At 72.9% G+C, this 26,630-nt stretch carries 24 protein-coding genes; 7 read left to right on the top strand and 17 right to left on the bottom strand.

From position 1 onward, the window contains the following. Positions 1 to 298 precede the first annotated feature (298 nt). A complete protein-coding gene (locus JQN83_RS04555; protein WP_208565701.1) occupies positions 299 to 901 on the top strand; it encodes a ferritin-like domain-containing protein in 603 nt (200 codons plus the stop codon). Here the strand turns inward: JQN83_RS04555 and JQN83_RS04550 are convergent. Both JQN83_RS04550 and JQN83_RS04545 read right to left on the bottom strand, forming a co-directional pair. Continuing rightward, positions 837 to 3,602, bottom strand: a complete 2,766-nt coding sequence (locus tag JQN83_RS04550; RefSeq protein WP_208565700.1) for an ATP-binding protein — start codon at positions 3,600 to 3,602, stop codon at positions 837 to 839. The genes JQN83_RS04555 and JQN83_RS04550 overlap by 65 nt on opposite strands. A gap of 142 nt (positions 3,603 to 3,744) precedes the next feature. Continuing rightward, the gene (locus JQN83_RS04545; RefSeq protein ID WP_244251585.1) at positions 3,745 to 4,665 is read right to left on the bottom strand and encodes an AraC family transcriptional regulator; all 921 of its coding nucleotides are present in this window, start codon (positions 4,663 to 4,665) and stop codon (positions 3,745 to 3,747) included. Positions 4,666 to 4,929: 264 nt separating this feature from the next. Here JQN83_RS04545 and JQN83_RS04540 point away from each other — a divergent pair, with 264 nt between their 5' ends. Beyond that, the gene (locus tag JQN83_RS04540; protein ID WP_208565699.1) at positions 4,930 to 6,192 is read left to right on the top strand and encodes an ATP-binding protein; all 1,263 of its coding nucleotides are present in this window, start codon (positions 4,930 to 4,932) and stop codon (positions 6,190 to 6,192) included. A gap of 35 nt (positions 6,193 to 6,227) precedes the next feature. On the opposite strand, the gene JQN83_RS04535 is transcribed toward JQN83_RS04540, so the two are convergent. From JQN83_RS04535 to JQN83_RS04525, 3 genes are all read right to left on the bottom strand, one after another. Next, a complete protein-coding gene (locus tag JQN83_RS04535) occupies positions 6,228 to 6,809 on the bottom strand; it encodes a hypothetical protein (RefSeq protein ID WP_208565698.1) in 582 nt (193 codons plus the stop codon). 218 nt (positions 6,810 to 7,027) lie between these two features. Continuing rightward, a complete protein-coding gene (locus tag JQN83_RS04530; protein ID WP_208565697.1) occupies positions 7,028 to 8,203 on the bottom strand; it encodes a metallophosphoesterase in 1,176 nt (391 codons plus the stop codon). A gap of 110 nt (positions 8,204 to 8,313) precedes the next feature. Then, a complete protein-coding gene (locus JQN83_RS04525; RefSeq protein WP_208565696.1) occupies positions 8,314 to 8,775 on the bottom strand; it encodes a MarR family winged helix-turn-helix transcriptional regulator in 462 nt (153 codons plus the stop codon). An 81-nt stretch (positions 8,776 to 8,856) separates the two neighbouring features. Between JQN83_RS04525 and JQN83_RS04520 the strand changes: the two genes are divergently transcribed. Further along, positions 8,857 to 10,311, top strand: a complete 1,455-nt coding sequence (locus JQN83_RS04520; RefSeq protein WP_208565695.1) for a DHA2 family efflux MFS transporter permease subunit — start codon at positions 8,857 to 8,859, stop codon at positions 10,309 to 10,311. A 44-nt stretch (positions 10,312 to 10,355) separates the two neighbouring features. Beyond that, complete coding sequence (locus tag JQN83_RS04515; RefSeq protein WP_208565694.1) at positions 10,356 to 10,919, top strand: NADPH-dependent FMN reductase; 564 nt, start codon at positions 10,356 to 10,358, stop codon at positions 10,917 to 10,919. 87 nt (positions 10,920 to 11,006) lie between these two features. Here the strand turns inward: JQN83_RS04515 and JQN83_RS04510 are convergent, their stop codons facing one another. The 4 genes from JQN83_RS04510 to JQN83_RS04495 form a co-directional block, all read right to left on the bottom strand. Next, positions 11,007 to 11,843, bottom strand: coding sequence for a hypothetical protein (locus JQN83_RS04510; protein WP_208565693.1), 837 nt, complete (start codon positions 11,841 to 11,843; stop codon positions 11,007 to 11,009). Beyond that, on the bottom strand, positions 11,840 to 12,421 hold the full coding sequence (locus JQN83_RS04505; RefSeq protein ID WP_208565692.1) for an RNA polymerase sigma factor: 582 nt from the start codon (positions 12,419 to 12,421) through the stop codon (positions 11,840 to 11,842). Before JQN83_RS04505 ends, JQN83_RS04510 begins: the two co-directional genes overlap by 4 nt. A gap of 211 nt (positions 12,422 to 12,632) precedes the next feature. After that, complete coding sequence (locus tag JQN83_RS04500) at positions 12,633 to 13,055, bottom strand: nuclear transport factor 2 family protein (protein ID WP_208565691.1); 423 nt, start codon at positions 13,053 to 13,055, stop codon at positions 12,633 to 12,635. 102 nt (positions 13,056 to 13,157) lie between these two features. Beyond that, the gene (locus tag JQN83_RS04495) at positions 13,158 to 14,504 is read right to left on the bottom strand and encodes a glycoside hydrolase family 6 protein (protein ID WP_307798999.1); all 1,347 of its coding nucleotides are present in this window, start codon (positions 14,502 to 14,504) and stop codon (positions 13,158 to 13,160) included. A gap of 191 nt (positions 14,505 to 14,695) precedes the next feature. On the opposite strand from JQN83_RS04495, the gene JQN83_RS04490 reads away from it, so the two are divergent. Continuing rightward, entirely contained in the window at positions 14,696 to 15,151 is a 456-nt protein-coding gene (locus JQN83_RS04490) for a hypothetical protein (RefSeq protein ID WP_208565690.1), read from the top strand. A 119-nt stretch (positions 15,152 to 15,270) separates the two neighbouring features. Here JQN83_RS04490 and JQN83_RS04485 read toward each other — a convergent pair whose 3' ends face one another. Then, complete coding sequence (locus tag JQN83_RS04485; RefSeq protein ID WP_208565689.1) at positions 15,271 to 16,512, bottom strand: hypothetical protein; 1,242 nt, start codon at positions 16,510 to 16,512, stop codon at positions 15,271 to 15,273. Next, positions 16,499 to 17,032, bottom strand: coding sequence for a SigE family RNA polymerase sigma factor (locus tag JQN83_RS04480; RefSeq protein ID WP_208565688.1), 534 nt, complete (start codon positions 17,030 to 17,032; stop codon positions 16,499 to 16,501). The genes JQN83_RS04485 and JQN83_RS04480 overlap by 14 nt, the downstream gene beginning before the upstream one ends. A gap of 212 nt (positions 17,033 to 17,244) precedes the next feature. Here JQN83_RS04480 and JQN83_RS04475 point away from each other — a divergent pair, with 212 nt between their 5' ends. Both JQN83_RS04475 and JQN83_RS04470 read left to right on the top strand, forming a co-directional pair. Next, positions 17,245 to 18,534: a sensor histidine kinase gene (locus JQN83_RS04475; protein WP_208565687.1), complete on the top strand. Its 1,290-nt coding sequence runs from the start codon at positions 17,245 to 17,247 to the stop codon at positions 18,532 to 18,534. Continuing rightward, positions 18,522 to 19,187: a response regulator transcription factor gene (locus tag JQN83_RS04470; protein WP_208565686.1), complete on the top strand. Its 666-nt coding sequence runs from the start codon at positions 18,522 to 18,524 to the stop codon at positions 19,185 to 19,187. The genes JQN83_RS04475 and JQN83_RS04470 overlap by 13 nt, the downstream gene beginning before the upstream one ends. Here JQN83_RS04470 and JQN83_RS04465 read toward each other — a convergent pair. The 6 genes from JQN83_RS04465 to JQN83_RS04440 all read right to left on the bottom strand — a co-directional run bounded on the left by JQN83_RS04465 (position 19,156) and on the right by JQN83_RS04440 (position 26,061). Continuing rightward, a complete protein-coding gene (locus JQN83_RS04465) occupies positions 19,156 to 19,935 on the bottom strand; it encodes an ABC transporter ATP-binding protein (RefSeq protein WP_208565685.1) in 780 nt (259 codons plus the stop codon). The two genes, JQN83_RS04470 and JQN83_RS04465, sit on opposite strands and share 32 nt — an antisense overlap. Continuing rightward, positions 19,932 to 20,927: an ABC transporter ATP-binding protein gene (locus JQN83_RS04460; RefSeq protein WP_208565684.1), complete on the bottom strand. Its 996-nt coding sequence runs from the start codon at positions 20,925 to 20,927 to the stop codon at positions 19,932 to 19,934. Before JQN83_RS04460 ends, JQN83_RS04465 begins: the two co-directional genes overlap by 4 nt. Further along, positions 20,924 to 21,886, bottom strand: a complete 963-nt coding sequence (locus JQN83_RS04455; protein ID WP_244251584.1) for an ABC transporter permease — start codon at positions 21,884 to 21,886, stop codon at positions 20,924 to 20,926. Before JQN83_RS04455 ends, JQN83_RS04460 begins: the two co-directional genes overlap by 4 nt. Next, on the bottom strand, positions 21,879 to 22,904 hold the full coding sequence (locus JQN83_RS04450) for an ABC transporter permease (protein WP_307798998.1): 1,026 nt from the start codon (positions 22,902 to 22,904) through the stop codon (positions 21,879 to 21,881). Before JQN83_RS04450 ends, JQN83_RS04455 begins: the two co-directional genes overlap by 8 nt. Continuing rightward, positions 22,901 to 24,526 (bottom strand): ABC transporter substrate-binding protein, encoded by a 1,626-nt coding sequence (locus JQN83_RS04445; RefSeq protein ID WP_307798996.1) that lies wholly within the window; start codon positions 24,524 to 24,526, stop codon positions 22,901 to 22,903. The genes JQN83_RS04450 and JQN83_RS04445 overlap by 4 nt, the downstream gene beginning before the upstream one ends. Positions 24,527 to 24,741: 215 nt before the next feature. Beyond that, a complete protein-coding gene (locus JQN83_RS04440; RefSeq protein ID WP_244251583.1) occupies positions 24,742 to 26,061 on the bottom strand; it encodes a cellulose binding domain-containing protein in 1,320 nt (439 codons plus the stop codon). Between the last annotated feature and the right edge of the window lie 569 nt (positions 26,062 to 26,630).

The raw sequence follows: 26,630 nt of genomic DNA, 5'->3' as shown, positions 1-26,630 counted from the left end.
GTCGGCGGCGACGGTATTGCCTGGCTGGGCTCTACCTTCGGGGCCGCCGGGCCGGCCTTCATCAGTCATCCGACTTCCGGGATCCGGGCCGCCGACGACCGATGACCTAGCCGGTCGTGCCGGAACCGGGCAGGCCGGCGGCCGGGCGGGGCCGCTGACGTGAGCGGAGCCGCCGGCCCGCGCCGCGTCCTGGTGCACCGGCCCGGGGCCGTGAGGACCCTCCGCCGCCGGCACCTCGTCCCGGGTTAGGTCATTCGACAGATGCGCGGGTCGAGAGCCGCGCCGCACCATCGACGGCGTGACGCCATCAGGACGGGAACACCCCGCATCGCCGCCCACCGTGCTGCGGATGCGCGAGGTCCGGGACCGGGCCCTGTTCGACCTCGACGACGGGCCGGTCACGCCGTCGAACCGGGCCGACCTTGCGGCGACCACGCGCCTGCTCAACGTGCTGCTGGCGAGCCTGGTCGTGTCCTCGTTGCAGTACGAGCAGCACGCGCTGGCCGTCCGCGCTCCGTCGGCCCGGCCGCTCGCGGAGCTCCTGTTCGCCGGGGCCGACCGCGACCGTGGTGACGCGCGGCTGGTCGCGACCCGGATCCGGCAGCTCGGGTGCGCCGGCGACTACGACCCGCAACACCTGGGCGCCCGGTCCCGGGTCGCCTTCCGGGCGTTCCCCGACGGTGACGTCGTCGGCATCGTGACGCAGAACCTCGTCGGGGCGCGGGTCCTCGTCCAGACGTTGCAGGAGGCGGTGCGTTGGATCGGCGACGACGACCCCACCACCCGGCGTCTCCTGGAGCGGTTGCTCGAAGCGAAGGAGACGCAGGCCGACGAGCTCAGCGCGCAGTCTGCCCAGCAGCAGGCGGCGACAGCGCGTCCCGGAGCGCCGCCCGGGACGTGACGCCCAGCTTGGGGAAGATCCGGTACAGGTGGGCGCCGACGGTCCGGTGGGACAGGTACAGGCGCTCGGCGATCTGCCTGTTGGTCAGGCCGCTCGCCGCCAGCTCCGCGATCTGGAGTTCCTGCGCCGTCAGCGCGGTCAGGTCACCCCGCTGCCGGGGGGCCGGACGGTGGCCGCAGGCGCGCAGCTCCCTCTCCACCCGGTCGAGCCAGGGCTCTGCGGCCAGGGCGGCGAATCCGTCCCGTGCGGCGAGCAGGTGCGGCCGGGCCTCCGCCGGCGACCGGGTCCGTCGCAGCCGCTCACCGAGGGCCAACCGCACCCGGGACCCGTCGTACAGCCACCGCCGCGTCGCGGCGTCGGCCAGCAGGGCCTCCACGCGGGTCACCGACTCGTCGTCGTCGAGGACGAGAGCCTCCGCGCCGGCCTGGAGCAGGGCCATCCGGGGCGACAAGCCAGCCACGTCCGCGTCCCGCATCGCCTGCACGTGGACCCGGGCCTCGGCTGTCCGCCCGGTGCGTACGGCCGCCTCGACCAGGTCGAACATGACCCAGGTGCAGTGCGGCACGTGGGAGGCGAGCACGCCGGGCGGGCTCATCGCGGCGGCGTGGCCGAAGGCGGCGTCGTAGTCGCCCTGCCCCATGGCGGCGAGCACCCGGGGATGCTGCGCGAACAGCGCGGCGGCGGCGACGCCACGGGGCAGCGCCCAGTGGGTGATCTCGTCGGCGAGCGCGTACGCCTCGTCGAACCGTCCCCGGCCGGCGGCGAGGATCGCCCAGTTGTACCGGAAGTACCACGCGAAGAACGAGAAGCCGCTGGTGTCGCAGGTCCGCTGGCCCTCCACGGCGAGTTCCTCGGCCTCGTCCCACCGGCCGGTCAGGAAGTCGTCGAGGCACAGGTGCATCAGGGCTCCGAGGTGCCGGCGGGGCGCCCCGCCGTTGCGCCCGTGCTCGACCAGCCGCCAGGACGCCTCCCGCGAGTCGCCGAGACGATCGAGGTACACCGAGGCCGTGCCGATCCGCATGATGCGGGTGGGGTCCTCGTTCTCGGTCAGCGTGCCGAGCACCGCGTCGATCCGGCCCAGCGCGGCCTTCCCGGTGCGCACCGGGTCGGCGAAGCTGTCGCTCGCCAGCGCGAGCACGTCCGGCGGCCGGGGCCGGATCCGGCGCAGCAGCGCGAAGAACGGTTCCCAGTACTCCGGCGTGCTGCCGTACCAGCACAGCAGCAGCAGGGTGTGCATGGCCTCGACGAGCGCGGGGTCGTCGGCCCGGTAGCCGTGGTCGCCGGTCTCGATGGCACCCGCCAGCAGCCGGTGGGCGGTGTTCACGTCGCCGTCGCCGTTGATCATGAGGAAGGCGGTCGCGTTGGCCGCGTGCAGCGAACCGGCCGAGTCGGGAGCCGCCCGACGCGCGTCGGTCAGCAGGATCTTCGCGTCGTCGATGGTGCCGCTCGCCTCCGCCCCGATGTACGCGGCCTCGGCGAGCCGCCGCCCCCGGCCGGCGCTCGTGGCGCTCAACTCGGCGGCGCGGACCAGGGCCGCCACCGCCGCGAACCCGTCCCCGCGCCGCATCACCCGGTGCGCCGCCTCTTCCAGAAGTTCCGCCACCGCCTCGTCGGGGCCGACAGCGGCCGCCGCGAGGTGCCACGCGCGGCGTTCCTCGTCGTCGACCAGGGCTCCGGCGAGGGCAACGTGCGCGGTGCGGCGCTCCTCGTGGGTGGACATGGCCACGATCGCCGAGCGGATCAGTGGATGCCGGAACGCGATCCGGGCCGTGGCGTCGTCCACCCGGACGAGCTGCGCCCGCTCGGCGGGGGCCAGGTCGGCCAGGCTGGACTGGTCGGGCAGCGCGGCGCGGAGCACCCGGACGTCGCCGGTGCCCTCGAAGGTGGCCAGCAGCAGCACCCGCCGGGTCGCCTCGGGCAGCCCGGTCAACCGGGCCGCGAAGATCGCCTGCAACCGGTCGCTGAGGGGGACCACCTCGGACTGCGTCTCCGTACGCCGCACGGAGCCCAGCAGCGTGGCGGGCAGCTCCATCAGCGCGAGGGGGTTGCCCTGGGCGAGGTCGAGCAGGCGTCGGCGTACCCGCGCCGGCAGTTGCGGGTGGCGGGCGTCGACCAGCCGCCCCGCGGCCTCGTCGTCGAGCGGCCCGACGGCGTGCTCGGACAGCCCCCGCAGGTCGAGGAAGCTCACCGATCCCGCCCTGGTCGACGCCAGCAGCCCGGCCCGGACACCCGCCAGCCGCCGGGCGATGAAGCCGAGGACGACGGCGCTCGCGCGGTCGAGCCAGTGCACGTCGTCGACCACCAGCAGGACCGGCTCGTCGACCGTGAGCTCCGTGACGAGCAGCAGGGCGGCGTTGCAGACCAGGAGGACTTCCGGGGGCGTGCCGGCGCCGAAGCCGAGCGCCACCGACAGCGCCTCGCGCGAACCGGGCGGGAGACGGTCGAGAGCCGCGTGCGCGGGCAGCAGCAGCTGGTGCAGGCCGGAGTAGCTGACGTCGGCTTCGAACTCCGACCCGGACGCCCGCAGCACGCGCATCCCGTCCGCGAGGGCGAACTCCATGGCGGCGGTCATCAGGGCGGACTTGCCGACCCCCGGCTCGCCGCAGATCAGCCGCGCGCCGCCGCCCTGGCGCACCCCGTCGAGGAACTCGGCGAGCTGCGCCAGGTCGTCGTGGCGTCCGAACAGTTCGCTACCGGCCACCCGTACCTCACGCGCCCGTCGTTGTCCGTCGGCCCCCGGCCGACCTCGGCCCTCTGCTCGGGCAGGCTACCGGCGGTGATCAGCCACCCGGCCGTCCGTCGGCGCAGGCGGGCAGGATCGGGCAAGAGAACGCGAGTTCCGGTCAACTGTCGCGGGGCGTGACCCGTGCGGCGGTGCGGGCGTGCAGGCGGGCCGCGTCCTGGCGGGGCGGGTCCCCGAACTGCCGGCGGTACTCGCGGCTGAACTGGGCGGGGCTCTCGTAGCCGACGCGGCGGCTGACCCCGGCGACGTCGCCGGGGCTCGCGGCGAGCAGCAGCCGGGCGCGTTGCAGGCGGATCTGCTTCTGGTACTGGATCGGGCTCATCGAGGTGACGGCCTGGAAGTTGCGGTGGAACGCGGAGACGCTCATTCCCGCCTGCTGCGCCACGTCCTCGACGCGGAAGGGCCGCGCGTAGTTGTCGCGGATCCACTGGACGGCCCGGGCGATGTGGCTGAGGCTGCTGTCGGGCAGGCCGAACTGGCGCAGGACGCCGCCCTGCTCGCCGGTGAGCAGCCGCCAGATGATCTCCCGCTTGATCAGGGGCGCGATCATGGGGATGTCGCGGGGCCGGTCGAGCAGGCGCAGCAGGCGGACTGCGGCGTCGAGCAGCTCGACGGGGGCCCTGCTGACGGCCAGGCCGGCCGGCACGTCGGCGGCGGGTGCCGGCGGCAGGTCCGCCGGGTCGGCCTGGAGCAGCACCTCGGCGACGGCGGCCGGGTGGAGGGTCAGGCCGAAGCCGAGCGCCGGCTCCTCCGGGCTGGCGCGGGCGAAGTGCGCGGTCACCGGCAGGTCGACCGAGGCGACGAGATAGTCGCCGGCCTGGTACTCGTACACGCGGTCGCCGAGCGCGAACCGCTTCGTGCCCTGAGCTACGAGGGCCAGCACCCTGCCGTAGGTGGTCGGCGTCGGCGGGTCGGGCCGGTCGGCACGGAAGATGCGCACGTCGGCGATGCTCGTGCCCAGGTCGGGCCGGGCATGCCGGCCCAGCAGAACGCGCAACTCGTCGAGCGGCATGCCCACCATTGAAGCACCATGACCAGGGCACCGGCCCTTTTCTGCCCGGCGCCGTGGGCCGACCGGCGGGACAGCTCGCCCCGGGCGGGCGCCTTCCCCGAACTCGTCGCAACCGGCAGTAATGGGACGTAGCCGCGGATCTCTTCCCACGGCCGCCCCGCTGACGGGGCCCGCAGATCGAACAACAGATGACCGCATAACGAAAGCACACCGTCCCGCAAATCGAAACCCAACACCCCCGCAGATCGAAAGTTTGGCCGCTAGGATGACGCCGTGCCCACACCGCAGCTGATCCCCCGCCGCGCCGCCGCGCAGGTCAATGCCGCTCTGGCGGACACCCGCGTCGTCTTGATCAACGGAGCACGACAAGCAGGCAAGAGCACCCTGGTCCGCCTTGCTGCCAGCGATCGTCCAGCCGAGCGCCGCGATCTTGACCGGGCCCAGGATCGGGCGGCAGCGATAGCCGACCCGGTCGGCTTCGTGGACTCCGCCGAACTCCTGGTCATCGACGAGATTCAGCGCGCTCCGGAACTCCTGTTGGCCATCAAGGCAGCAGTCGACGAGGACCCTCGTCCGGGCCGGTATCTGCTTACCGGCTCGTCACGGTTGTTCGGCATGGTTGCCGCCCCGGACGCGTTGCCCGGCCGGATGGAGACCGTGGAACTCTGGCCGTTCTCCCAAGGAGAACTCGACGCTGAGCCGGACGGATTCATCGACGCCGTCTTCACGCTCGGTCCGGACCTGCGACACGAGTCGGACGTCACCCGTGCCGACTACGCGGCCAGGATAGTGCGTGGCGGCCTACCCGAGGCCACCGCCCGTACCGACCCGCGCCGCCGCCAACGGTTCCTCGACGCCTACGTCCAGGCGCTCATCGACCGCGATGTCCGGCAGCTGTCCGACATCCAGCACAAGGGCGAGCTACGCAAACTGGTACGCCTGCTTGCGGCCAGGTCCGCGACCGTCATCGCCGCCAACTCCCTCGAATCCGCCCTCGGACTCAGTCGACCGACGATCGCCCGCTACCTCCAGGCCCTGGAAGAGATCTTCCTGATCAAACGGATCCCGGGCTGGTCCCGCAACCTGGGCACCCGGGCCACCGCCGCATCGAAACTGATCTTCGTCGACTCGGGCATCGCCGCCAACGAGATCGCGACCGACGCCCGGGCACTGCTCCGGCCGGGCGCACCGTTCGGCCCGTTACTCGAGTCATTTGTCCTGTCCGAGCTGTCCCGGCAGCTCACCTGGTCCGAGCAGCCCGTCGATCTGTCCCACTACCGCGACCAGAGCAGGTACGAAGTCGACGCGGTGCTCGAGAACCGAGCTGGGCAGGTGGTCGGGATCGAGGTCAAAGCAGCCACCACCGTCGGACCCGACGACTTCCGCGGGCTACGCCGACTCGCCGACCGCCTCGGCAATGACTTCGTCGCCGGCATCGTCCTCCACACCGGAACCGCCACACTGCCGTTCGGCGACAAACTCCGCGCCATGCCGGTCAGTACCCTGTGGCAGGCTCCCGCCCCGACAGCAGGCTGACCTCGCCCGCAGGTCACTCCTCAACCGGTCAGGCTTCAGGAATTGCTCGAAGGTCTGGTCAGATCGTCGAGCGTGTTCTCGATCGCCACAGCCAAGCTCGGGTCGCGGCCACCGGTCCGGATTCCCTTGAGCGCTGTGGAGGCGGTTGCCGTCAGGCTGGGGTCGTCGAACGCCAGGATGCCCATGAGATCGATGCAGGAGTAGAGGTCGGTTTCCGAGGCGGATTCCGTCTGGAGCACCGCGACGTAGTGCCGGAAGCCGGCCGCTACCGCCTGCCGGATCTCGGCGACGTCGACCGCGCCGATCTGTTCGTGTGCTGGTCCGGTGATTTCGGCAGCTCCGATGAGTGACAGGAGGTCAAGGGCTACGCTGCGCCCGGCCGGCGTCATCTCGGGCAGCGTCGCGACCAGGACGGTGGCAACTGGCGTACAGCCTTCGCAGGGGCCGGCCACGGACAGGAGAATGCGCTCGATCCACCTACCGAGCCGGACCGCTTCCTTCGTATCTGGAGCCGCTACGAGCCCGCGTACGGCATGCGGCACCATCTCGGCGTAGCCCTGGTACGTCTGGATCCGAGACCAGTCGAAGCGGCCGAGCTCGTCATCGATACTCCCCACGGGACGATCCTGCCACTGTGACACCGTCAACGCTTTGAGATGACTTTGTCATCAGGGATGACCCATGCCGCCCCGGCACCCGCCGGCCCGGCGGTGCCGCCGTCACACCAGGCCCCTGCGGTCCCGTAGGCGGAGCTGCGGCGCATGCTCGACCTGCGCATCGACGTCCCTGGCCTGATCGTGGGACCACCGATGGGACGTGGACGCCGGCGGTTCGCCTAACCCGCCCTGAGGGTGAGCAGGGTGATCTCGCTCGGCGCGAAGATCCGGAACGGCGGGCCCCAGAAACCGGTCCCCCGGCTCGTGTAGAGCTGGGTCCGGCCGTGCCGGCTGAGGCCCTGCACGACCGGCTGGTCGAGCCGGACCAGGTAGTGGAACGGCCACATCTGACCGCCGTGGGTGTGCCCGGACAGCTGCAGATCCACACCGGCCGCGACCGCGTCGTCGATCTGCTTCGGCTGGTGCGCCAGCAGCAGCACAGGAAGCTGCGGGTCGACGCCGGCCAACGCCGCGGCGTGATCGGCCCGGTGACCGGCGAGGCCGGACGAGGCGGCGGTCACGTCGTCGACCCCGGCCACCACGAGCCGTGCGCCGCCCCGCTCCACCACGAGGTGCCTGTTGTGCAGGGGCTCCCAGCCGAGGGTCCGCATGTGGTCGACCCAGCCCTGCGCCTGGCCGTAGTACTCGTGGTTGCCCGTCACGTACACCCGGGCCAGCCGGGCCTGCACGGTGCCCAACGGCGCTGCCTGCGCGCGACGCTGGTCGACCGTGCCGTCGGCGATGTCGCCGGTGTGGCAGACGATGTCGGGGGCCAGTCCGTTGACCACTTCGATCGTGCGGGCGGACCAGCGGGCCCGGTCGATCGGGCCATAGTGGGTGTCGGTCAGCAGCGCCACCCGGGCCCCGTCGAGCCCGGCACCCAGCCGGTCGATGGTGACGTCCACCCGCCGGACCCGGGGCACCCGCATCGCCTCGGCGTACCCCCAGACGGCCAGGACGACCGAGACGAACGCCGCACCGACCGCCACGGCCCGGGACCGGACCGGATCGGCGACCCCCGCCACGGCGAGCGGGAGCCGGAGCACGTTCGCGATCAGCGTCCAGACGAACAGGATCCAGACCAGGCCAAGCAGTGAGTCCGCGATGCGCGCCGCCGAGTCCAGCCGCCGGCGGCCGTGCCCGAGATACATCAGAACGGGGAATGCGACCACCGCGACCACGAACACGGCCGTGCCGGCGCCCATCACCGGCGCCGGCCAGCGCGCCGCCACCGTCAACGTCCACCACGGCAGCCCGAACAGCAACGCCAGGACCGCGGTCAGCGTCACCCCGGACACCAGAGGTCGCAGCAGCCCTCGCGCCGGCCGCACCTGTACGGCATCGCCAGAAGCCATCGTCGTCCTCCCGTCGGGGGTCCGTGCAGCATGACACGCCCCGGGCTGGATCGACCATGCCGGCAACCTGCCCACCGATGGCGTGACCGGTGTGCCGGCGACCTGGCAGCTCAGGGTGGCGGGATGTCGACCAGGCGGCGCAGCAGGGCGCTGAACTGGGCGCGTTCGGCCACTGTGAACCGGTCGAGCAGGTCGTTCTGGGCGGCGTCGACCAGCGTGTCCATCTCCCGCATCCGGGCAATGCCGGCGTCGGTGATGTGCACGACGTTGCGGCGCCGGTCCACCGGGTCGGGTTCCCGGCGGAGCAGACCGTCGGTCTCCATCCCGCTCAGCGTGGTGACCGCGTCGCCCCGGTCGATGCCCAGCCGCCGACACAGCTCCGCCTGGCTGATCCCGCCGAACTCGTCGAGCGCGGCGAGGATGCCGTACCGCATCCGGTCGCCGGGGCGGTCCAGGTGCGTCCCGACGACCCGGTTCGCGCGGGCCGCCCCGTGGTGGAGCAGCCAGGAGGTCAGCCGCCGGAGCCGAGCCGGTGGGGCCCCCGGCTGCGGGGCGGGTTCGTGCTCACTCACCCGACCAGTGTAACTAAACGTTGGACTTCCAACGACCTGGCGATTATCGTTGGTTGTCCAACGATCTCTGATGGGGCGGCGATGACAGCGGGCAGCGCGAACGCCGGCACGGACACCAGCACGGGACGGACCCCCACCACGGCGGTTCCCGCCCCGGTCTGGCGGGTCGCCGTCGTCCTGGCGTCCGGTTCGGTGATGACCGGCCTGGACACCTCGCTCGTCAACGTGGGCATCGAGATCATCGGCCGGGAACTGGACGCCTCACTGACCGCGATGCAGTGGATCAACAGCGGCTACCTGCTCGCCCTCGCCGCGACCCTGCCCACCTGCGGCTGGCTCAGCCGGCGGATCGGCACCGGTCGGCTCTGGCTCTGGGCGCTGGCCGGATTCACCCTCACCTCCGCGCTCTGCGCCCTCGCCCGCGACGCGGACACGCTCATCGCCGCCCGGGTACTCCAGGGGCTGACCGGCGGACTGCTCATCCCCACCGGAATGGCCATCCTCGGCCAGGTCGCGGGGAGCGGACGGATGGGTCGGGTGATCGCCGTGTCCAGCGTGCCGGCCATCCTGGCCCCGGCCTTCGGCCCGATCATCGGCGCCCTGCTCATCGACAACCTCTCCTGGCGCTGGATGTTCCTGGTCAACGTGCCGATCGGGATCGTCGGGCTGCTGGTGGCCCTGCGGGTCGTTCCGCGTGGTGCGAGCGGTCGGGCCGCCCGGCCGGACCTGCCGGCCCTGTTCCTGGTCGCCCTGGGGCTGCCGCTGCTCACCTACGCCATCACCGCAGCGATGGACGGGCGCGGGCTGTTCGTGGCAGCCGTGCTGGCTCCACTGGTGGTCGCGCTGGTCGCGCTCGTGCTCTTCGTCCACCGGTCGCTGCGCGCCGCCGAGCCGCTGATGGACCTGCGCCTGGCCAGGGACCCGGTCTACGCCGCCGCCGTCAGCACCGTCTTCTTCTCCAGCGCGGCGCTCTTCGGGGGGCTGATCGTGATGCCGCTGTACTTCCAACTCGGAATGGACAAGGACATCATCGACACCGGTCTGCTGCTGATGGCGTTCAGCCTCGGTGCCACGGTCACCTTCCCGGTCGCCGGACGACTGACCGACAGGTACGGCGGCGGCATCGTCACCGTGGTCGGTCTCGTGGTCACCGTCGCCAGCACCGTCCCGATGGCGGTCCTGCCGTCCGATCCGAACGTCGTCCTCGTCGAGGCCCTCCAGGTGGTCCGGGGCGTCGGCCTGGCCCTCGCCGGATCCCCGGTGGTCTCCGCCGCGCTGGCCCGGGTCCGGTCCCACCAGATGCCGGACGCCAGTGCGCAGGTGAACATCCTGTCCCGGGTCGGCGGCGCCGTCGGCAGCGCAATCTGCGTCGTGGTACTCGCCGACGCACTGGCCGACGCCCGGTCCGAGGTCGAGGTCGCCGCGGCGTTCCGGGGCACCTTCTGGTGGCTGACCGGGATGGCCGCCGTCGCCCTCGCCCTCGCCACCTGGCTCACCCGGGCGCAACGAGGCGCCCGCCGGACAGCGGCGACGTGACCGGGGCACCGCTGAGCACGTCCAACCGATCAGGAGGTCAACCAATGCGTATCGGCATCATCATCGGCAGCACCCGACCGGGACGGCGGGGCGAGGCGGTGGCGCAGTGGGTCCACAAGCTGGCCACGCAGCGCGGAGACGCCAGCTACGAGATCGTCGACCTGGCCGACCACGACCTGCCGCACCTCGACGAGGCGGTCCCGGCGGCGATGGGACCGGAGAACTACGTGGGCGACCACACCAGGCGCTGGGCGGAGACCATCTCGCGCTACGACGGGTACGTCTTCGTCACCCCGGAGTACAACCACTCCTACCCGGGCGTACTGAAGAACGCCATCGACTACCTCTACGCGGAGTGGCGCGACAAGTCGGCCGGTTTCGTCGGGTACGGCATCCACGGCGGGATCCGGGCCGTCGAGCACCTGCGACTGGTGATGGCGGAGCTGCACGTCGCCGGCGTCCGTGACCAGATCACCCTGAACTACTTCACCGAGTTCGGCCCGAACGGCGAGGTCCTGCCGGCCGAGCACCAGGAGCCCGTCCTGCACCGGATGCTGGACCAGGTGGTGGCCTGGAGCGGCGCCCTGGCCACGCTGCGCCAGGAGTGACCGGCCGGTGGGGTGCCGTCGACGACGGCACCCCACCGTTGCGCTGCCGGTGACGCTCCGGGACGTCCACGGGGCGTCCGGCGGGAGCTACCGTCGCCACTTCTCGGCGGCCCGGCAGCCGCTGGTCGGTCTGCCGTAGATCCGCTTTCCGTCCGGACCCGCGTAGCAGTGTTCCAGCTGGTCCTCCGGCTGGAACAGCGGTCGCCTGTCGATCTCCGCTCCCCCGGCGTCGTAACTGACCAGTTCAGGATCGTTGCCGGCCCTGAGGCGAGCGTCGCTGGTCAGCAGACCGAACACACCTGCGGAGAGCCGGGCTGCCGTGGTGTGGCCGTCGCCGTGGTCGATCACGAGCCGGTGGACGCGTGGGCTGACCCGGCCGCCGACGCTGACGTCCCCGCCGTCGGGCTCGGTGGAGATCAGCAGCAGTCGCTGCACCGGCCCGGGAAGCCACTCACCGTGCGGCCAGGGTTCGGTCGCGCCCCCGCCGGACACCCGGGCCGTGCCCGCCCACTCCACGTCACAGGTGGCGTAGCCGACGTCGTTCATGAACAACACCAGTGCGCGGTCGCCCCGCTCCACGGCCACCGCCAGGTCGGCCAGGGACACCGGTACCGGTTGCTCTCCCGGGGCCTGCCGTCGTGGGGAGTTCCACTGCAGGCACCACTCGGCCGCATCCCGCAGCGTGGGCGACAACTCACCCTGTCCCATGGCCAACACCTGCCCGGGCGATCGGGCCGGTCGGTCCCACCCCACCGCCGCGACACCGCAGGCCACGGCCAGCAGCAGCGCCGCGGCCACGGCAACCCGCAGTCGTGGGGTACGCACCGGCGGCGGGCTCACGAAGCCGAGGATCCGGGCCCGCATCGCGAGCGCCGCCTCCGGCGGCAGGCCCCGCTCGGCGGGCAGGTCGAGAATGTCGTTCACCGTTTCCCCTCCTGGATCTCCTCCGGCATCAGACGGGCCAGGCGGCTGCGCGCGCGGCTCACCCTCGACCGCACCGCCACCTCGCTGATGCCCAACACGGCTGCCGCGTCCGGGTACGACACGCCGGACCAGAGGCACAACGCCACCGCCTCCCGCTCTGCCGGCGGCAACCTGCGGAGCACCGCGAGGACCTCGGTCATCCGCCGCTCGTCGTCGAGCCGCGCGGAAACCTCGTCGGCGAGGTCACCATCGACGTACCGCTCCACCGGTAGTCGCCGGATCAGCGCCAGCCACCTACGCGCCGACCGCCACTCGGAGCGGACCGTGTTGGTGGCGACGACCAGCAGCCACGGCAGCGCTGAGCCGTCCACGAGCCGGGCGTCGTGGCGGCGGCGCCACGCGACGAGGAAGGTCGCCTGGGTGACATCCTCGGCCGTCGACCACGATCCGGTCAGCCGGAACGCATGGTTGTAGACCGTGCGGGAGTACCGGTCGAAGAGCCGACCGAACGCAGAACCGTCACCGGCGGCGATCGAGGACCACAGGTCCCCGTCCGACAGCCCAACCTGATGCCTCACACCACACTATGGCCGCTCACACCGGCCCTGTTGCGGGTCGCGGTGCCCAGTGGGGCAGGTGGGGTGCCGACCTGGGCGATCAGCGCGGGGACCGGGACCCTCGGCCGACCCCGCCCCCGAACCTCGGCCGACGTGGCACCATCGCCGCGTGGCTGATCGCCTCGTCCTGGTCAACGGTGCACTGTAGCGGCGGCCGGGGTGCCCGGGTGAGCTACCGACCGGTGGAGGCGTCGGAAGGTGGTTCGGTGAAGTAGTCGCGGAGCACGGCGATCTGCCCGGCGCGGAGTCGGAAGATCTGCACGAGCGACATCGTCGTCTGTCGCCCGTCCGTCCCGTCGAAGGCGACGTCGATCTCGGCGATGAACACGCCGGGGTCCGGGGTGTCGTGCAGGAGGTGGGCGGAGCGCCCCAGGTTCACCGTGCCCTGGTGGGTCGGGAGCTGGTGGTAGGCGCTGGTCCCGGCCCGGATCGCCGCCCGGCCGACCAGTCGGCCGTGCAGCGGGTGGCCGGCGGGAACCAGCGGTGCTTCGTACACGCCGTCCTCGGTGAACAGGGCGGCGATCGCATCCGGGTCCCGGGTGACCGCACCGGCGTAGACGTACCGTTGGAAGATTTCCTGGTGTGTGAGGTCCACCCTCCAGTTTAGCCCGCGGACGGGCCGGAGCAGGGGACGCTGAACGCCGACGGCCCGACGCGGAAGGGTTCTCCGCGTCGGGCCGTCGGCGTTCGGGTGGGATCAGCTGGCCGCGCAGGTGGCGGTCGCACCGGGGCCGGTGCCGTTGCCCTGGAAGCCGAAGTTGGTCGACTGCCCGGCACCGACCTGCCCGTTATAGCTCACGTTGGTGAACCGGACGGTCCCGCTGGTGCCGCTGGACTGTGCGCTCCAGGTGCTGGTGACGCTGGCACCGCCGGGCAGGTTGATGCTGACGTTCCAGCCGTTGAGGGCGGTGGCGCCGGCGGTGACCGTCACGCTCGCCGTGAAGCCACCGTTCCACTGGTTGACCACCACCGACGCGGTGCAGCCGTTGCCGGCCGGCGGCGGCGTGGTGGGCGGTGCCGTGGTGGGCGGCGGGGTCGTCGGCGGGGCCGTGGTGGGCGGCGGGGTGGTCGGCGGGGCCGTGGTGGGCGGGTTGGGTGCGCCGTTGGCCAGGCTGAAGGCCAGATCCGGCTGGAACGAGCCGGCGGTGTAGCGGCAGCCGTCGGCCTCACCCGGCGGCTTCACCCAGAGGTACGCGTCGATGTTGTTGTCGCCGGTGTTGGTCGTCGGGTACTGCCCGATGCGCCGGTCGGTGTTGTCGTCGCCGCACCAGTCACCGCTGGCACCGCCGTTGCGGCTGGTGTCGATGACCTGACGCTTGCCCGACAGGCCCATGCCGTTGAGGGCGTTGATGACGTTCCGGCCGAAGTTCGCCTCGCTGGAGGTGGGGTTGTAGTTCGACACGTTGGTGAAGAAGCCGTCGGCGTACTGGACGCCGGCCGCCCGCAGGCGGTTGGCCGTCTCGCTGGGGCTGTTCCAGGTGGAGTGGCCGCCGTCGAGGTAGACCTTGGCGTTGGGGTTGGCCGCCTTGAGGGTCCGGGTGGCCGTCGAGATCGCCTGGTTACGGGCGTTGATCTCGTTGCTGTTCAGGCAGGTCAGCAGGGCGAGCGAGTCGGTCTCCAGGATGATGATGACCGTCTGGTTGCCCAGCCCACGGGCGAAGTTCGACACCCAGGTCTGGTACTGGTTGAGGTCGGGTGCCCCACCGGCGCTGGCCCCACCGCAGTCCCGGTTGGTGATCTCGTAGATGGAGAGCACCGGGATCTGCCGCGCGGAGTTGGCGGCGCCGACGAACGACGCGGCCTCGGACTGCGCGGTCGACGGGTTGAAGTTGGCGAACCACCGGGCCTGTGGCTGGCTGGCGATCTTGTCGCGGATGACGCCGACCCGGGAGTCGCCGGGGTTGGCGGCGACCCAGCGGACGACGGCGGTGGTCGGGTCGCGGTAGAGCGGTCCGGATATCGTCCCGGCGGAGGCGGTGCCACCGGCGAGGCAGACGCCGGCGGCGGTGACGCCCGCGACGGCCGCCACACTGAAGGCCGCCACCGATCTACGGCGGAGCGAGGAGAGGGTAGCCACGACGTGTTGCCTCCTGATCACATAGATGTTTCTACATGGGAGCGTTCCCACGACGGTAGCCGAGGTGTGCGCTGCTGCCAAGACGTACGGCCCGCCCATTAAGGCATCGACCGACTTCACCGGCCGGTCGGGTCGGGCGGCAGCGTACCGCCGGTGCGGTGGTCCGGCGGCGGGAACGGGAGGCGGTGGCGGTCAGCGGGTCACGGCGTGTGCACCCGGTCGACCTTCACGGTGAGCATTACCCGCTGCTGCCCGGCACCACCGAAGCCGGGATAAGGGCGACCCAGGTACTTGCGGACAATTCGTCGATCCTCGACGACATCATGCTCTACTGGCTGCCCAACGCCGCCACGTCCGCCGCCCGGCTCTACTGGGAGCAGCGGCGCGACGACGCCGGTCCCGCCGGGCCCGGGGAGCCCAACCCGGTGCCCGCCGGATTCAGCATCTTCCCCGGCGAGGCCGTGCAGGCGTCCCGGCGCTGGATCGAACGGCGCTACGCGTCGGTGGTGCACTACGCGCAGCTCGGACACGGCGGTCACTTCGCCGCGCTGGAACAGCCGGCCGTCCTCACCGAGGAGATCCGGACGACCTTCCGGTCACAGCGGGGCCGCTGACCGTACGGGTGGCGGCGGACCGGCAACAGCGGCACCGCCGTCGTGCGCAGTGCCGCTGTCGCCGGGGGCGGTCGGCCCCGACCCTGCCGCGTGCCGACCCGCCGGAGTGGACGGTTCCGTTACGGCCGCAGGGCCTGCGCGGCCGGGGTCCAGGTCGACTCGTTCCTGACGTCGGCGACCCTGATCCCCTGGGCGATCTTCTTCAGCTCGGCCACCGGCAGCTTGTTGCCCAGGCCCATCCCGCTGACCTGGAGGACGACCGAGCCGTCGGCGTTCCAGATGTTGCAGAAGCCGCCGCCTGCGGCGTCGCCGCCCGGGACCGGCCGGTCCGAGCCGGGGTAGCACTTCGTCACGCCCGGCTCCGGCGACTGGTTCGAGCTGCTGCCCGGCGTGACGAAGATGTGGAAGCCGTCCTTGATGCCGTTCTCGGTCGCGTCGTACGGCGCGCTCAGGCCCGAGGTGGGCGCGGCCGGCCGGGTGTACGTCGCGCCGCCGAAGTCACCGGCGCGGGCCGCGGCGATGCCGCTGAGGCCGGGCATGGCGTGCGTGCCGGACTGCAACGGGCGGTAGCCGGCCGGCACGTAGCCGACGGTGAACGGCACCGTGGCCGGCTTCGGCCGGCTGGGCTTCAGACCGCCGACCAGGCCGCCGAGGTCCTGGAAGCTGGGCGAGGTGACGGAACCGGAGATCGACGTCACCGCCGCCCAGGCGTCCGGCGCGTACTCCCAGGCGAGCAACTTGTTGCCCTCGTCGACCGGCTTGCTCGGGTCGAGGCCGACCGGCAGGGTCGCCTGCACGGCCTTGTGCCCGGCCACGGTGACCTTCCGGCCGTTCCTGATCCCGGCCGGGTCGAAGACGCCCGGCCGGTAGACGGTCAGGTACGCCCACAGGCTGGGCTTGCCCCCGGTGGCCCGCTTCTTCTGCTCGATCTCGTCGCCGCGCGCCTCGGTCTCGTCGGCCGTGACCGGCTTGTCGTTCGAGATGTGGCCGTCGGAGTAGACCGAGGCGATCTGGTAACCGACCGACGCGACGATCGGGTCCTGCACGTGCAGCGGGCCCGCGTCGTACCCCTTGAAGGTGAAGGTGAACGGCGGGGCGTCGGCCCAGCGGGCCTCGGCGGGGCCGGCGGCCGCCACACCCGCCGGGGGCGGCGCGGCCGTGGTGCGCTGCCCGGCGCCCAGGGTCGGCAGGGTGAACGCACCGGCGACCGCGACCACGACGAGACCGGCCACCCCGGCCGACGCGAACCCGGCCCGGCGACGCCGCTGCGCCCGCCGCCCGGCCGCGACGATGTCGTCGGCGGTACGCGTCATCGGCGGCTCATCCCCCGTCACGGCGTCCACCAGCTCATGCAACTGCATTGGTCCACTCCTCTGTCGGCTTCCCGGTGAGATTGATGCGTTCGGCGGCGAGTGACTCGCGCAGCTTCGCCAGACCACGGGAGACCTGACTCTTGGCCGTCCCCACCGTGCAGTCGAGGACGCCCGCCGTGTCCTCCAGGCTCAGACCCAGGTAGTGCCGCAGCACCACGGCGGCCCGCTGCCGGGCCGGCACCGCGTCGAGCGCCGCCCGCAGGCGCATCCGCTCGTCGGTCGCGTCGGCCGGGTCCCGCAGCGCGAGGTCCGGCATGGCGTCGCCGGCCGACCGCTCCCGCCGCCAGGGCCGCCGGGTCTCGTCGATCGCGGCGCGGTAGACCATCGTCTTGACGTACAGGTCCGGTCGGTCCAGCTTCCGCCACCGGGGGTAGAGCTTGACCAGGGCGTTGGCCACGGCGTCCTCGGCCGCGTGCCAGTCGCCGCAGGTCATGTACGCCAGCTTGCGCAGCGACGCCATCTGCGACGTCACGAACTCGCGGAACGCTTGTTCGTCTTCGGCTTTCAAGTCGACTGCCTCCTCGTGACGGAGGTAGAACGGAGCCACCGGCCCGGGGAGTTGCACGTCCCGCGAAAGTAGTTGCCGAACCACTGCGCGTAGCGAAAGGCGATCGCCCGCTACCCCGCAGGGCGGATCCCGGCGGGGGTAGGGCCAGGCATACCGGAAACGCTAGGGCCAGTGGGCTGGGTCGGCCGGTGTCGCCCTGACAGGGTTCGGGCATGACCTCGCCCGTACCTCTGCACCTGGCGACGGCGCTGCGCCGACGCGACTACCTGGTCTCCCCGTGGCCGTGGCGCGCGCTGGCGTACCTCGCCACCACCCTGCCGGTTGCCGGCCCCCTCTCCATCGGCCTGCTCGTCGTCGGGGCGCCCCTGCTGGCGGTGCTCAACGCGGCACGCCAGGACCGGACGGTGGAGCTGCCCATCATCGTGTTCCTCACCGTCGTCGCCCTGACGGTGCTGGCGTTGGCCCCGATCGTCAGCGTCGCGGTGGCCCCGGTCGAGCGGTGGCGGCTGCGCCTGGTGGACCCGCGTCCGCTGCACCGGCCACGCTTCACAGGTCTGGTCGCGCGCTACACCAGCGTCGGCGCCTGGCGGGAGGTCGGCTACACCTTCCTGCTCGGCGGCCTGGTGCCGCTGGCGTACTGGCTGCTGTTCCTGGTCGTGCTGCTCGACGGGACGCTGGTCGCCAGCCCCTGGCTGGTCGGCGACGCCGACTCGGTCATCGTGGTCTGGACCACGATCGACACCGCCCACCAGGCGATCCCGTACGCGGCCGCAGGCGTCGTGTGCGTCCCGGCGCTGGTGTACCTGGCCGGCCTGCTCGCTGCCGGCCAGGCGACGGTGGCCCGACGGCTGCTCGACGGGTCCGCCGAGACCACGGCGCTGCGGGAGGTCACCCGGTCCCGGGCCCGCCTGGTCGACGCATACGAGGCCGAACGTCGCCGCATCGAACGGGACGTGCACGACGGCGCGCAGCCCCGGCTGACCAGCCTCACCCTCCAGCTCGGCCTGGCCCGGCTGGACGTGCCCGACGACTCCCCCGCGGCCCGGCCGTTGGCCGTCGCGCACGAGCAGGCCAAGGGGCTGATGGTCACCCTCCGGCAGATCGTGCAGGGCATCCGCCCGCAGCATCTCACCGAACTCGGCCTGGCCGGCGCAGTCCGGGAACTGGCCGGGGCGGCCACCATCCCGGTCGACGTCCACGCCGACCTCGGGCAGCCGCTGCCGGAGGTGGTCGAGACCACCGCCTACTTCGTGGTGTCCGAGTCCCTGGGCAACGTCGCCCGGCACGCCCGGGCCAGCCGGGCCGAGGTGCGGCTGACCCGGTCCGCCGGCAGTCTCGTGGTGGAGATCGGGGACGACGGGTGCGGCGACGCCGACCCCGCCCGGGGCAGCGGACTGACCGGGCTCGCCGACCGGGTCGCCGCCGTCGACGGCCGGCTGCTGCTGTCCAGCCCGACCGGTGGTCCTACCCTGGTGCGGGTGGAGCTGCCGTGCCCCCGGTGACCCGGGTCGTACTCGCCGAGGACGAGGTGCTCCTGCGGGAGGGTCTGGTCGGCCTGCTGAGCCGGTTCGACTTCACGGTGGTCGCCGCCGTCGGCTCCGCCCCGGAACTGCTGGACGCGGTGGACGCGCACGAGCCGGATCTGGTGGTGACCGACATCCGGATGCCGCCGCAGCACCGCGACGACGGGCTACGGGCCGCCGTCACCGCCCGCACCCGGCACCCGCACCTCGCGGTGGTGGTGCTCAGCCAGCACGTGCAGGCCGAGTACGCCTCGGCGCTGCTCGACAGCGGTGACCGCCGCCGGGTCGGCTACCTGCTCAAGGACCGGGTCGCCGACGTCGCCGAGTTCGCCGCGACCCTGCGTCGGGTCACCGACGGCGGCACGGCCATCGACCCCGACGTGGTACGGCACCTGCTGCACCGCCCCCGCGACCCGCTCGCCGCCCTGTCGGCCCGGGAGCGGGAGGTGCTGGTGCTGCTGGCCGAGGGGCACTCCAACACGGCGATCGCGGCCCGGCTGCACGTCACCGAGGCCGCGATCGGCAAGCACGTCGGCAACATCCTGGCCAAGCTGGACCTGCCGCCCAGCGACGACACCAACCGTCGGGTACTCGCCGTCCTCACCTACCTGCGTACCGGCCCGGCCCGGTGACCACTGCGGGGTCGGGCGTCGCCGCCAGCGGGTCACCGACGGCCCCTGGCAGGTCCACCACCCGGGTCGCCCAGCGGGCCAGCAGGGCCGGGTCGTGGGTGATCAGCAGCACGCCGGCGGAGTGCCGGCGCTGGTAGTCGGTGACGACGGCGGCGACGTGGGCCTGGGTGGAGGCGTCGAGCATCGCGGTCGCCTCGTCGCAGAGCAGGTGGTCGGGCCGGTGCGCGAGGGCACGGGCCAGGCAGGCGCGTTGCAGCTGCCCGTCGCTGACCGCGTGCGGACGCCGGGTGAGCAGGTCGGGGGTGAGCCCGACCAGGTCGGCCAGTTCGGCGGTACGGGCGGTCGTCGCCGCGGTCGGGGTGCCGGTCGCCCGCAGCGGTTCGGCGATCAGGTCGGCCAGGCTCAGCCGGGGGTCGCTGGCGGCGCGGGGGCTCTGGAACAGGATCGCCACGCGGGTCCGCACGGCGGCCGGCACCCGGTGACGGACGCCCCCGACGGGCCGCCCGTCCAGGGTCACCCGACCGCTGTCCGGGGCGTGCAGGAGGGCCAGCACGCGGGCCAGGGTGGACTTGCCGCTGCCGGAGGGCCCGCGCAACCCGACCGTCTCGCCGGGGGCGATGTGCAGGTCGACGCGGTCGAGGATGCGCTGCCCACCGAAGTGGACGGTGATCTGGTGCGCGGCGAGTCCGGTGGGGGCCACGGCCGTGGTGTCGGGTGGGCCCGTCGGGTCGTCGACGGTGGTCGTCATGCCGGTGCCTTCGAGGTGAGCGGGTGGTGGCAGGCGAGCCGCCCCCCGCCGTCGGCGACGAGGCGGGGTGGGGTGTGGCAGGCGTCCGTGGCCCGGGGGCAGCGCGGGGCGAAGGCGCACCCGGCGGGCAGGTCGGTGAGCATCGGCGGGTGGCCGGGCACCGGGGTGAACGCCCGGTCGGGCAGGGCGTCGAGCAGTCCGGCGGTGTAGGGGTGGGCGGGCCGGTCGAACAGGTCCGGGGTGGGGCGGTGTTCGACGATGCGGCTGGCGTACATCACGGCGACGGTGTCGGCGACGCGGCGGGCGGCGGCGAGGTCGTGGGTGATCAGCAGCACGGCGGCCCCGGTGTCGCAGCGGCGGCGCAGCAGGTCCAGGGTGTGGTCTACCAGCGGGCGGTCGAGGCCGGTGGTGGGTTCGTCGGCGAGCAGCAGCGGCGGGTCGGGGGCCAGCGCCAGGGCGGTGGCCAGCCGCTGGGCCATCCCGCCGGACAGTTCGTGGGGAAAGCGGTCGAGGTCGGTCGGGTGCAGGCCGACGTCGGCGGCGATCCGTTCGGCGGCCCCGGCGGCCGCCCGGCGGGGATGGCCGTGGGCGCGCAGGGTCTCCGCCAGCAGTCGCCGGCCGGTGCGCACGGGGGTGAGGGCGGTGGCCGGGCTCTGCGGGACGAGACCGACGGCCCGACCCCGGACCTGCCGGGCGAGGTGGCGCTCCCCCACCGCGATCAGGTCGACCGGGTCACCCGCCGTCGGGTGCAGGCGGGCCCGCCCGGTGACGGTGGCGTTGCGGGGCAGCAGGCCGAGCAGGGCGTGCGCGAGGACGGACTTGCCGCAGCCCGACTCGCCGACCACGGCCAGCAGTTCGCCGGGGTGCAGGTCGAGGCTCAGGTCGCTGACGGCGTGCACGACGGTGTCGCGGAGCCGGAAGCGGACGGTGAGCCCGTCGACCGCCAGCAGGGCGCGTCGGTGGCCGGTGCCGGCGGGGACGGTCGTGGTCACAGCTGCAACTCCGCTCGTACCCGGGGGTCGAGGCGATCCCGCCAGCGGCCGGTGAGCGCGGCGAGGGCGAGGGTGACGGTGACCAGGGCGAGACCGGGGACGATGCTGGCCCACCAGGCACCGGTGAGCAGGGACCGCTGACCGTCGTTGATCATGTTGCCGATGGAGGCGAGGTGCGGGGGCAGGCCCAGGCCGAGGAAGGACAGCGCTGTCTCGTGCCAGACGGCATGCGGGACCATCAGCGTGGTGGCCAGCGCGAGACGCGGGAGCACGTGCGGCAGCAGGTGCCGGGTGAGCACCCGGGCCCGGCCCGCCCCGCCGGAGACCGCCGCGTCGATGAACGGTCGGCTGCGCAGGCTGAGCAGTTCGGAGCGGACGATGCGGGCGGTGGACAGCCAGTGCGTCAACGCGATGGAGGCGACGACCGCGCCGAGGCTGGGGCGCAGCATCGCCACGATGAAGATGCCCAGCAGCAGGTGCGGCAGCGCGGCGATGGTGTCCACGACGCGCATCAGGGCCCGGTCGACCCGCCCGCCGACGGTGCCGGCGACCGCGCCGACGAGGCCACCGATGACGGTGGCGACCAGGGCGGCGACCGCGCCGACGAGCAGCGAGACGCGTAGCCCGTAGAGGCTGCGCAACGCCACGTCACGGCCGAGGTCGTCGGTGCCGGCCAGGTGGTCGGGCGAGGGTGCGAGCCGGGTCCGGGCGAGGTCGACCGCGCTCTGGTCGAGCGGCCAGAGCAGAGGCGCGAGCAGGCAGGCGACAACCGCGGCGGTGAGCACACCGGCGGCCAGCACCACGCCGGGACGACCGCCCCGCAGCAGGGTCGACAGCCGACGCGACGGCCGTCGCCGGGCGGGCCTGGTGGCCGGTGCCGGGGCGGGCATGGTGGTCGTGGGCGTGGCGGCCGAGGGCGGGGCGGGCGTGGTGGCCGGGGCGGGGGCGGGGTCAGTCATCGAGGCGTACCCGGGGGTCGGCGGCGGCGTAGCCGAGGTCGGTGGCCAGGTTCGCGGTCAGCACCACGACGGTGGTGGCCAGGGTGGTGGCGGCCAGCAGCGGGAAGTCCGCGCCCAGCGCGGCCTGCACGGTGACCGCGCCGAGGCCGGGCAGCGAGAACACGGTCTCCACCAGCACCGCGCCGCCGACGAGTTCGGGCAGGTGGGTGCCGACCAGGGTGAGGAAGGGCAGCAGCGCGGTCCGCAGCGCGTGGCCGAACAGGACGGTACGCCCGGGCAGCCCTCGGGCGCGGGCGGCCAGCACGTGATCGTCGCGCAGGCTCTCGGCGACGGCGTCCCGGACGAACAGCACGAACCACGGGGCCTGGGAGATCGCCAGCACCGTCACCGGCAGCACCAGGTGCCGGGCCACGTCGGCCGGGTCGGTGCCGGTGGCGGTGAGGTCGGTGAGCCCACCGGCGGGCAGCCAGCCGAGGGTGAGGGCGAACAGGGCGATCACGGCCAACCCGATCCAGAACACCGGCATCGACTGCACGGCGTACGCGACGGACCGCAGGGCCCGGTCGAACCAGCCACCGCGCCGGTACGCGGCGAGGGTGCCGAGCAGCACGCTGGCCACCAGGACGAGGGCGAGGGCGACACCGACGAGCAGCAGGGTCCAGCCGGCGCGGGCGGCCAGCACGGAGGTGACGGGTTCGTGCCGGCTGGTGGACCAGCCGAGGTCACCGCGCAGCAGGTTGCCCACCCAGCGGGCGTACTGCACCGGCAGCGGATCGTCGACGCCCCAGTTGGCGCGCAACTGCGCGAGGTTCTCCTCGGTGGTGGTGAAGGCCGCCGCGCCCGCGTACTGCTGGGCGGGGTCGATCGGGGAGGCCGCGCCGAGGGCGAACATGCCCATGCTGGTCGCGGCGAGCACCGGTACGGCCACCAGCAGCCGGCGGCGGATCACCACCCCGGCCCCGGCCAGCCGCCGACGTCGCACCCGTGGCGGGCCGGTGGGTGGGGCCTTCGTCGTCACGGTGTCTTCGTCCAGGTGTGCACGTTCCACCAGATGCTGTTGGCGACGTCGTGCTCGTGCGGCTCGACCCGGGGCGTCACCCCCGCCACGGTGTCCCGCACCACGTAGGTGTGTTGCAGGTAGGTGAGGAACACCCACGGCACGTCGGCGGCGAGCTGCCGCTGGAAGGTGGCGTACGCGGCCCGACGGGCGGCCGGGTCGGCGCTGTCCCGGCCGGCCTGCAACGCGGCGTCGACGGTGGCGGACCGGTAGGAGCCGGGGTTGAAGAAACCCTGCCCGGCGAAGGCCGACCCGAACAGCTTGAACGAGACGAAATCCGGGTCGTACGGCGTGCCGTACCCCATGATCAGCGCGTCGGTCTTCATCCGGGGGGTGATCGCGTCCCAGGTCAGGCCCTGCGGGCTGACGGCGATGCCGATCTTCCTGGCGTCCGCGGTGACCGCGAGGGCGAGTTCCTTGCGCAGGCTGTCGGTGGCCGGGTACATCAGGGTGAACGCGGCCTTGCGGCCGGCCCTGGCCCGGATGCCGTCCGCGCCGGGCGTCCAGCCGGCGGCGTCCAGGATCGCGGTGGCGGCGGCCGGGTCGGCGGCGGGCCGGCCGGCGACCGACGCCTCGGCGAACTCCGAGGAGGGCGGCACCGGCCCGAACGCCGGTTCCCCCGCCCCGCCGAGCACCCCGGTCACCATGGCCTGCCGGTCGACCGCCGCGTTCAGCGCCCGACGGACCGCCAGGTCACCCAGGACCGGGTTGCCCGTCGGAAGCATCACCCCCCGGTAGTCGGCGGTGGGGACCCGATGCACCCGGTGGCCGCCCTGGCCGTCGAACCCGACGGCGAGCTTCGGCGGCAGCTCGGCCGCGTCGAACTCCCCGGCCCGCATCCGTTGTGCGCGCACGTTGTCGTCGGCGACGAACGCCACCACCACGCCCGGGTTCGCCGGCTTGCCGCCCCAGTACCGGTCGTTGGCCGCCAGCACCAGCCGGTCCCCCGGCGTCCACGACGTCATCCGGTACGGGCCGGTGCCGATCGGCCTGCGGTTGAACTCCGCCTTGTTGACGTCCTGCCCCGCGAACGCCTTCGCCGGGACGACCCCCAGCGCCAACCGTTGCAGGAACGGCGCGTACGCGTGTTTCAGGGTGAAGACCACGGTGGACGGGTCGGGGGCGGCGACGGAGGCGAGCATGTCCAGGTCCGAACGCAGCGTCGAGTCGACCTTGGGGTCCAGCACCGCCTGGTAGGTGAAGACCACGTCCTGGGCGGTGAGCGGGCTGCCGTTGTGGAAGAGCACCCCCTCGCGCAGGGTCGCCGTGACGGTCCGGCCGTCCGCCGACACCTGCGGCAACTCCCGCGCCAGGGCCGGCACGAGCTGGTTGCGGGCGTCCCGGGCGACCAGGCCGTCGAAGATCAGCGACGCGCCGTCGGGGCCGTAGTTGAGCACCGGGTTGAGGGTGTCCGGCTCGCCCGCGGTGGCCACCACGACCGGGCCGCCCGCGGAGCCGGTCGACGGCGTCGGGGACGCGCAGCCGGCGGCGACGAGCAGGACGATTCCGAGCAACGCCGGCAGGCGTACGGACCGGGACGTGACGTGATCCGGGGAGATTCCGTCCGTGCGCTTGGGCCCCACCGGCAGCTCCCTCGGGTCGTGGATCGACGCAGGGGCGGGCACTCGGGCCAGGTGGGATCATCGCAGGCCCGGGTACCCGCCACTGCTGCCACTATCGCGTAATTGCCAGTCTTTGGCAATAAAGCCCGCCACGCGGCACGCCCACCACACCGACCGGCCCGGAACGGACGGCGGGCCCGGAGCCGGGTGGCTCCGGGCCCTGAGGGCGTCCGTGATCAGGAGATGGCGCAGGTGATGTTGCCGGGCGGCGGGGTGCCGTTGCCGGTGGCGGTGAAGCCGAAGGTGGTCGAGCCGTTGGGCGCGAGCGCACCGTTGTAGGCGGCATTGCGGACGGTGACGTTGCCGGTGGTGCCGGTGTTGACGCCGTTCCAGACGCTGCTGATCGCCTGGCCACTGCCCAGGCTCAGGCCCACGGCCCAGCCGGTGATCGCGCTGGAGCTGGTGTTGGCCACGGTGACCTCACCCTGAAAACCGCCGGGCCAGCTGTTGATCGCCTTGTAGGTGGCGGTGCAGCCGCCGGGCCCGCTGGTGGGCGGCGGGGTGGTGGGCGGCGGCGTGGTCGGCGGGGCGGTGGTGGGCGGCGGGGTCGTCGGCGGAGCGGTGGTCGGCGGGGGCGTGGTCGGCGGCGTGGTGGACTGGAACTGGCTGAAGAAGCGCCAGATCTCGCCCGAGGTCCAGGTCCGCGAGTCGTTGGGGCTGCCCGACCCGTCGACCGGGCTGGGGGTGTGGTCCCCGTCGAACGCGGCCCACTGCACCGGGAAGCCGGAGCGGCAACCCGAGTAGACGGTGGTGATGTGGGTGAAGGTGTTGAGGCCCGGCTCGCGGGGGCTCTGCGCGGTGCAGCCGTTGTTCCGGACGAACGTGTCCCGCAGCGACCGGCCCATCGAGATGTTCAGCACGCTGTCGTGGGTGCCGTGGATGCCGAAGTACGGCACCGGCTGGGTACCACCGTTGCAGCCGCTCAGCTGGGCGCCGGAGAGCACGGCGACCGCGCGGACGACGGTGGGCCGGGCGCAGGCCACCGCGTAGCTCATCGCCCCGCCGTAGCTCCAGCCCAGCACGAACCGCTGGGTGGTGTCGACGCACAGGTCGTTCTCGACCTGCCGGGTGATGTCGTCGAAGAGGGTCAGGTCCCGACCGTTGGTGTTGGCCCACCCTGCGTCGATGCCCTGCGGGGCGACGAAGATGGTGCTGTTGTTCGACAGCGGCAGCAGGCCGTAGTAGCCGGCGGAGGACACGTTCTGCGCCGAACCGTTCAACCAGTGGAAGCCGACGACCAGCCGGTACTGGCGGTTGCGGTCGTACCCGTCCGGGATCCGCAGGATGTAGCTGCGGTTCTGGCCGCTGCTGGTGATGGTGCGCGTGCCGTTGCTCAGCGTGGGCGCCTTGCCGCAGCCCGCGGTCGCCGCGAGGGTGCCGTTCGTCGCGGCCTCCGCCGTGGCGGGCAGCCCGCCGTTGAGCGCGCCGCCGACGGTCGCCGCGAGGAGAACGGCCGCGGCGGCGATGGTCGGGAGTAGATGTCTGTGTCTCACCATTGCTTGGCTCCTTGCCATGGGTCTTTTGTCCCGGTGGTGGTACGCGACGTCGAACGGGCGGGCGTCGGCCGGCCCGACGGGGACGGCACGATGCGCACGGAGGACGACTCGGACCCGTCGGTTCGCCGTCGGCGAGTCGACTCGGGTGGGCGGACGCGCCCGTTCGGCGCGGGCGGCACGACGGCTCGGTGGGGCGGCCCGGACTCGTCACCGACCGGCAGGGGCGGGAGGGGTGCCCTCGCGCACCGCCGCCGAGTGACGGGGATGACTGGGAACGTGCCCTTCGCTCCCGGCCGAAAGATAGCAGGTTATCGATAACATGCTCAACCGGTCATACCCCGGAAACGATCGGAGCGGACCACCCTGTCGCCCCGGACCCGGGCCGCGCCCCGACGCGGACCCGACCGGGTGCACCCGGCGTCCGGCGTGGGCAGGCGGCCCGCCCCCGCCCGCACCGGCATGCTGTTTTCCCTGCCCGGAAGCGCCCGGCGCAGGTCGAACGACCCCTGCGGCACGGGCCGTGGACGTCGGGCGCGGCCATGGGCTCCGGCAGCCGGATGCCGGGCGCG

This window comes from Micromonospora antibiotica (genome assembly GCF_017599305.1).
GTDB lineage: Bacteria > Actinomycetota > Actinomycetes > Mycobacteriales > Micromonosporaceae > Micromonospora > Micromonospora antibiotica.
Note: the sequence above shows the minus strand (reverse complement) of the source record. Positions and strands in the feature narration are given on the sequence as shown.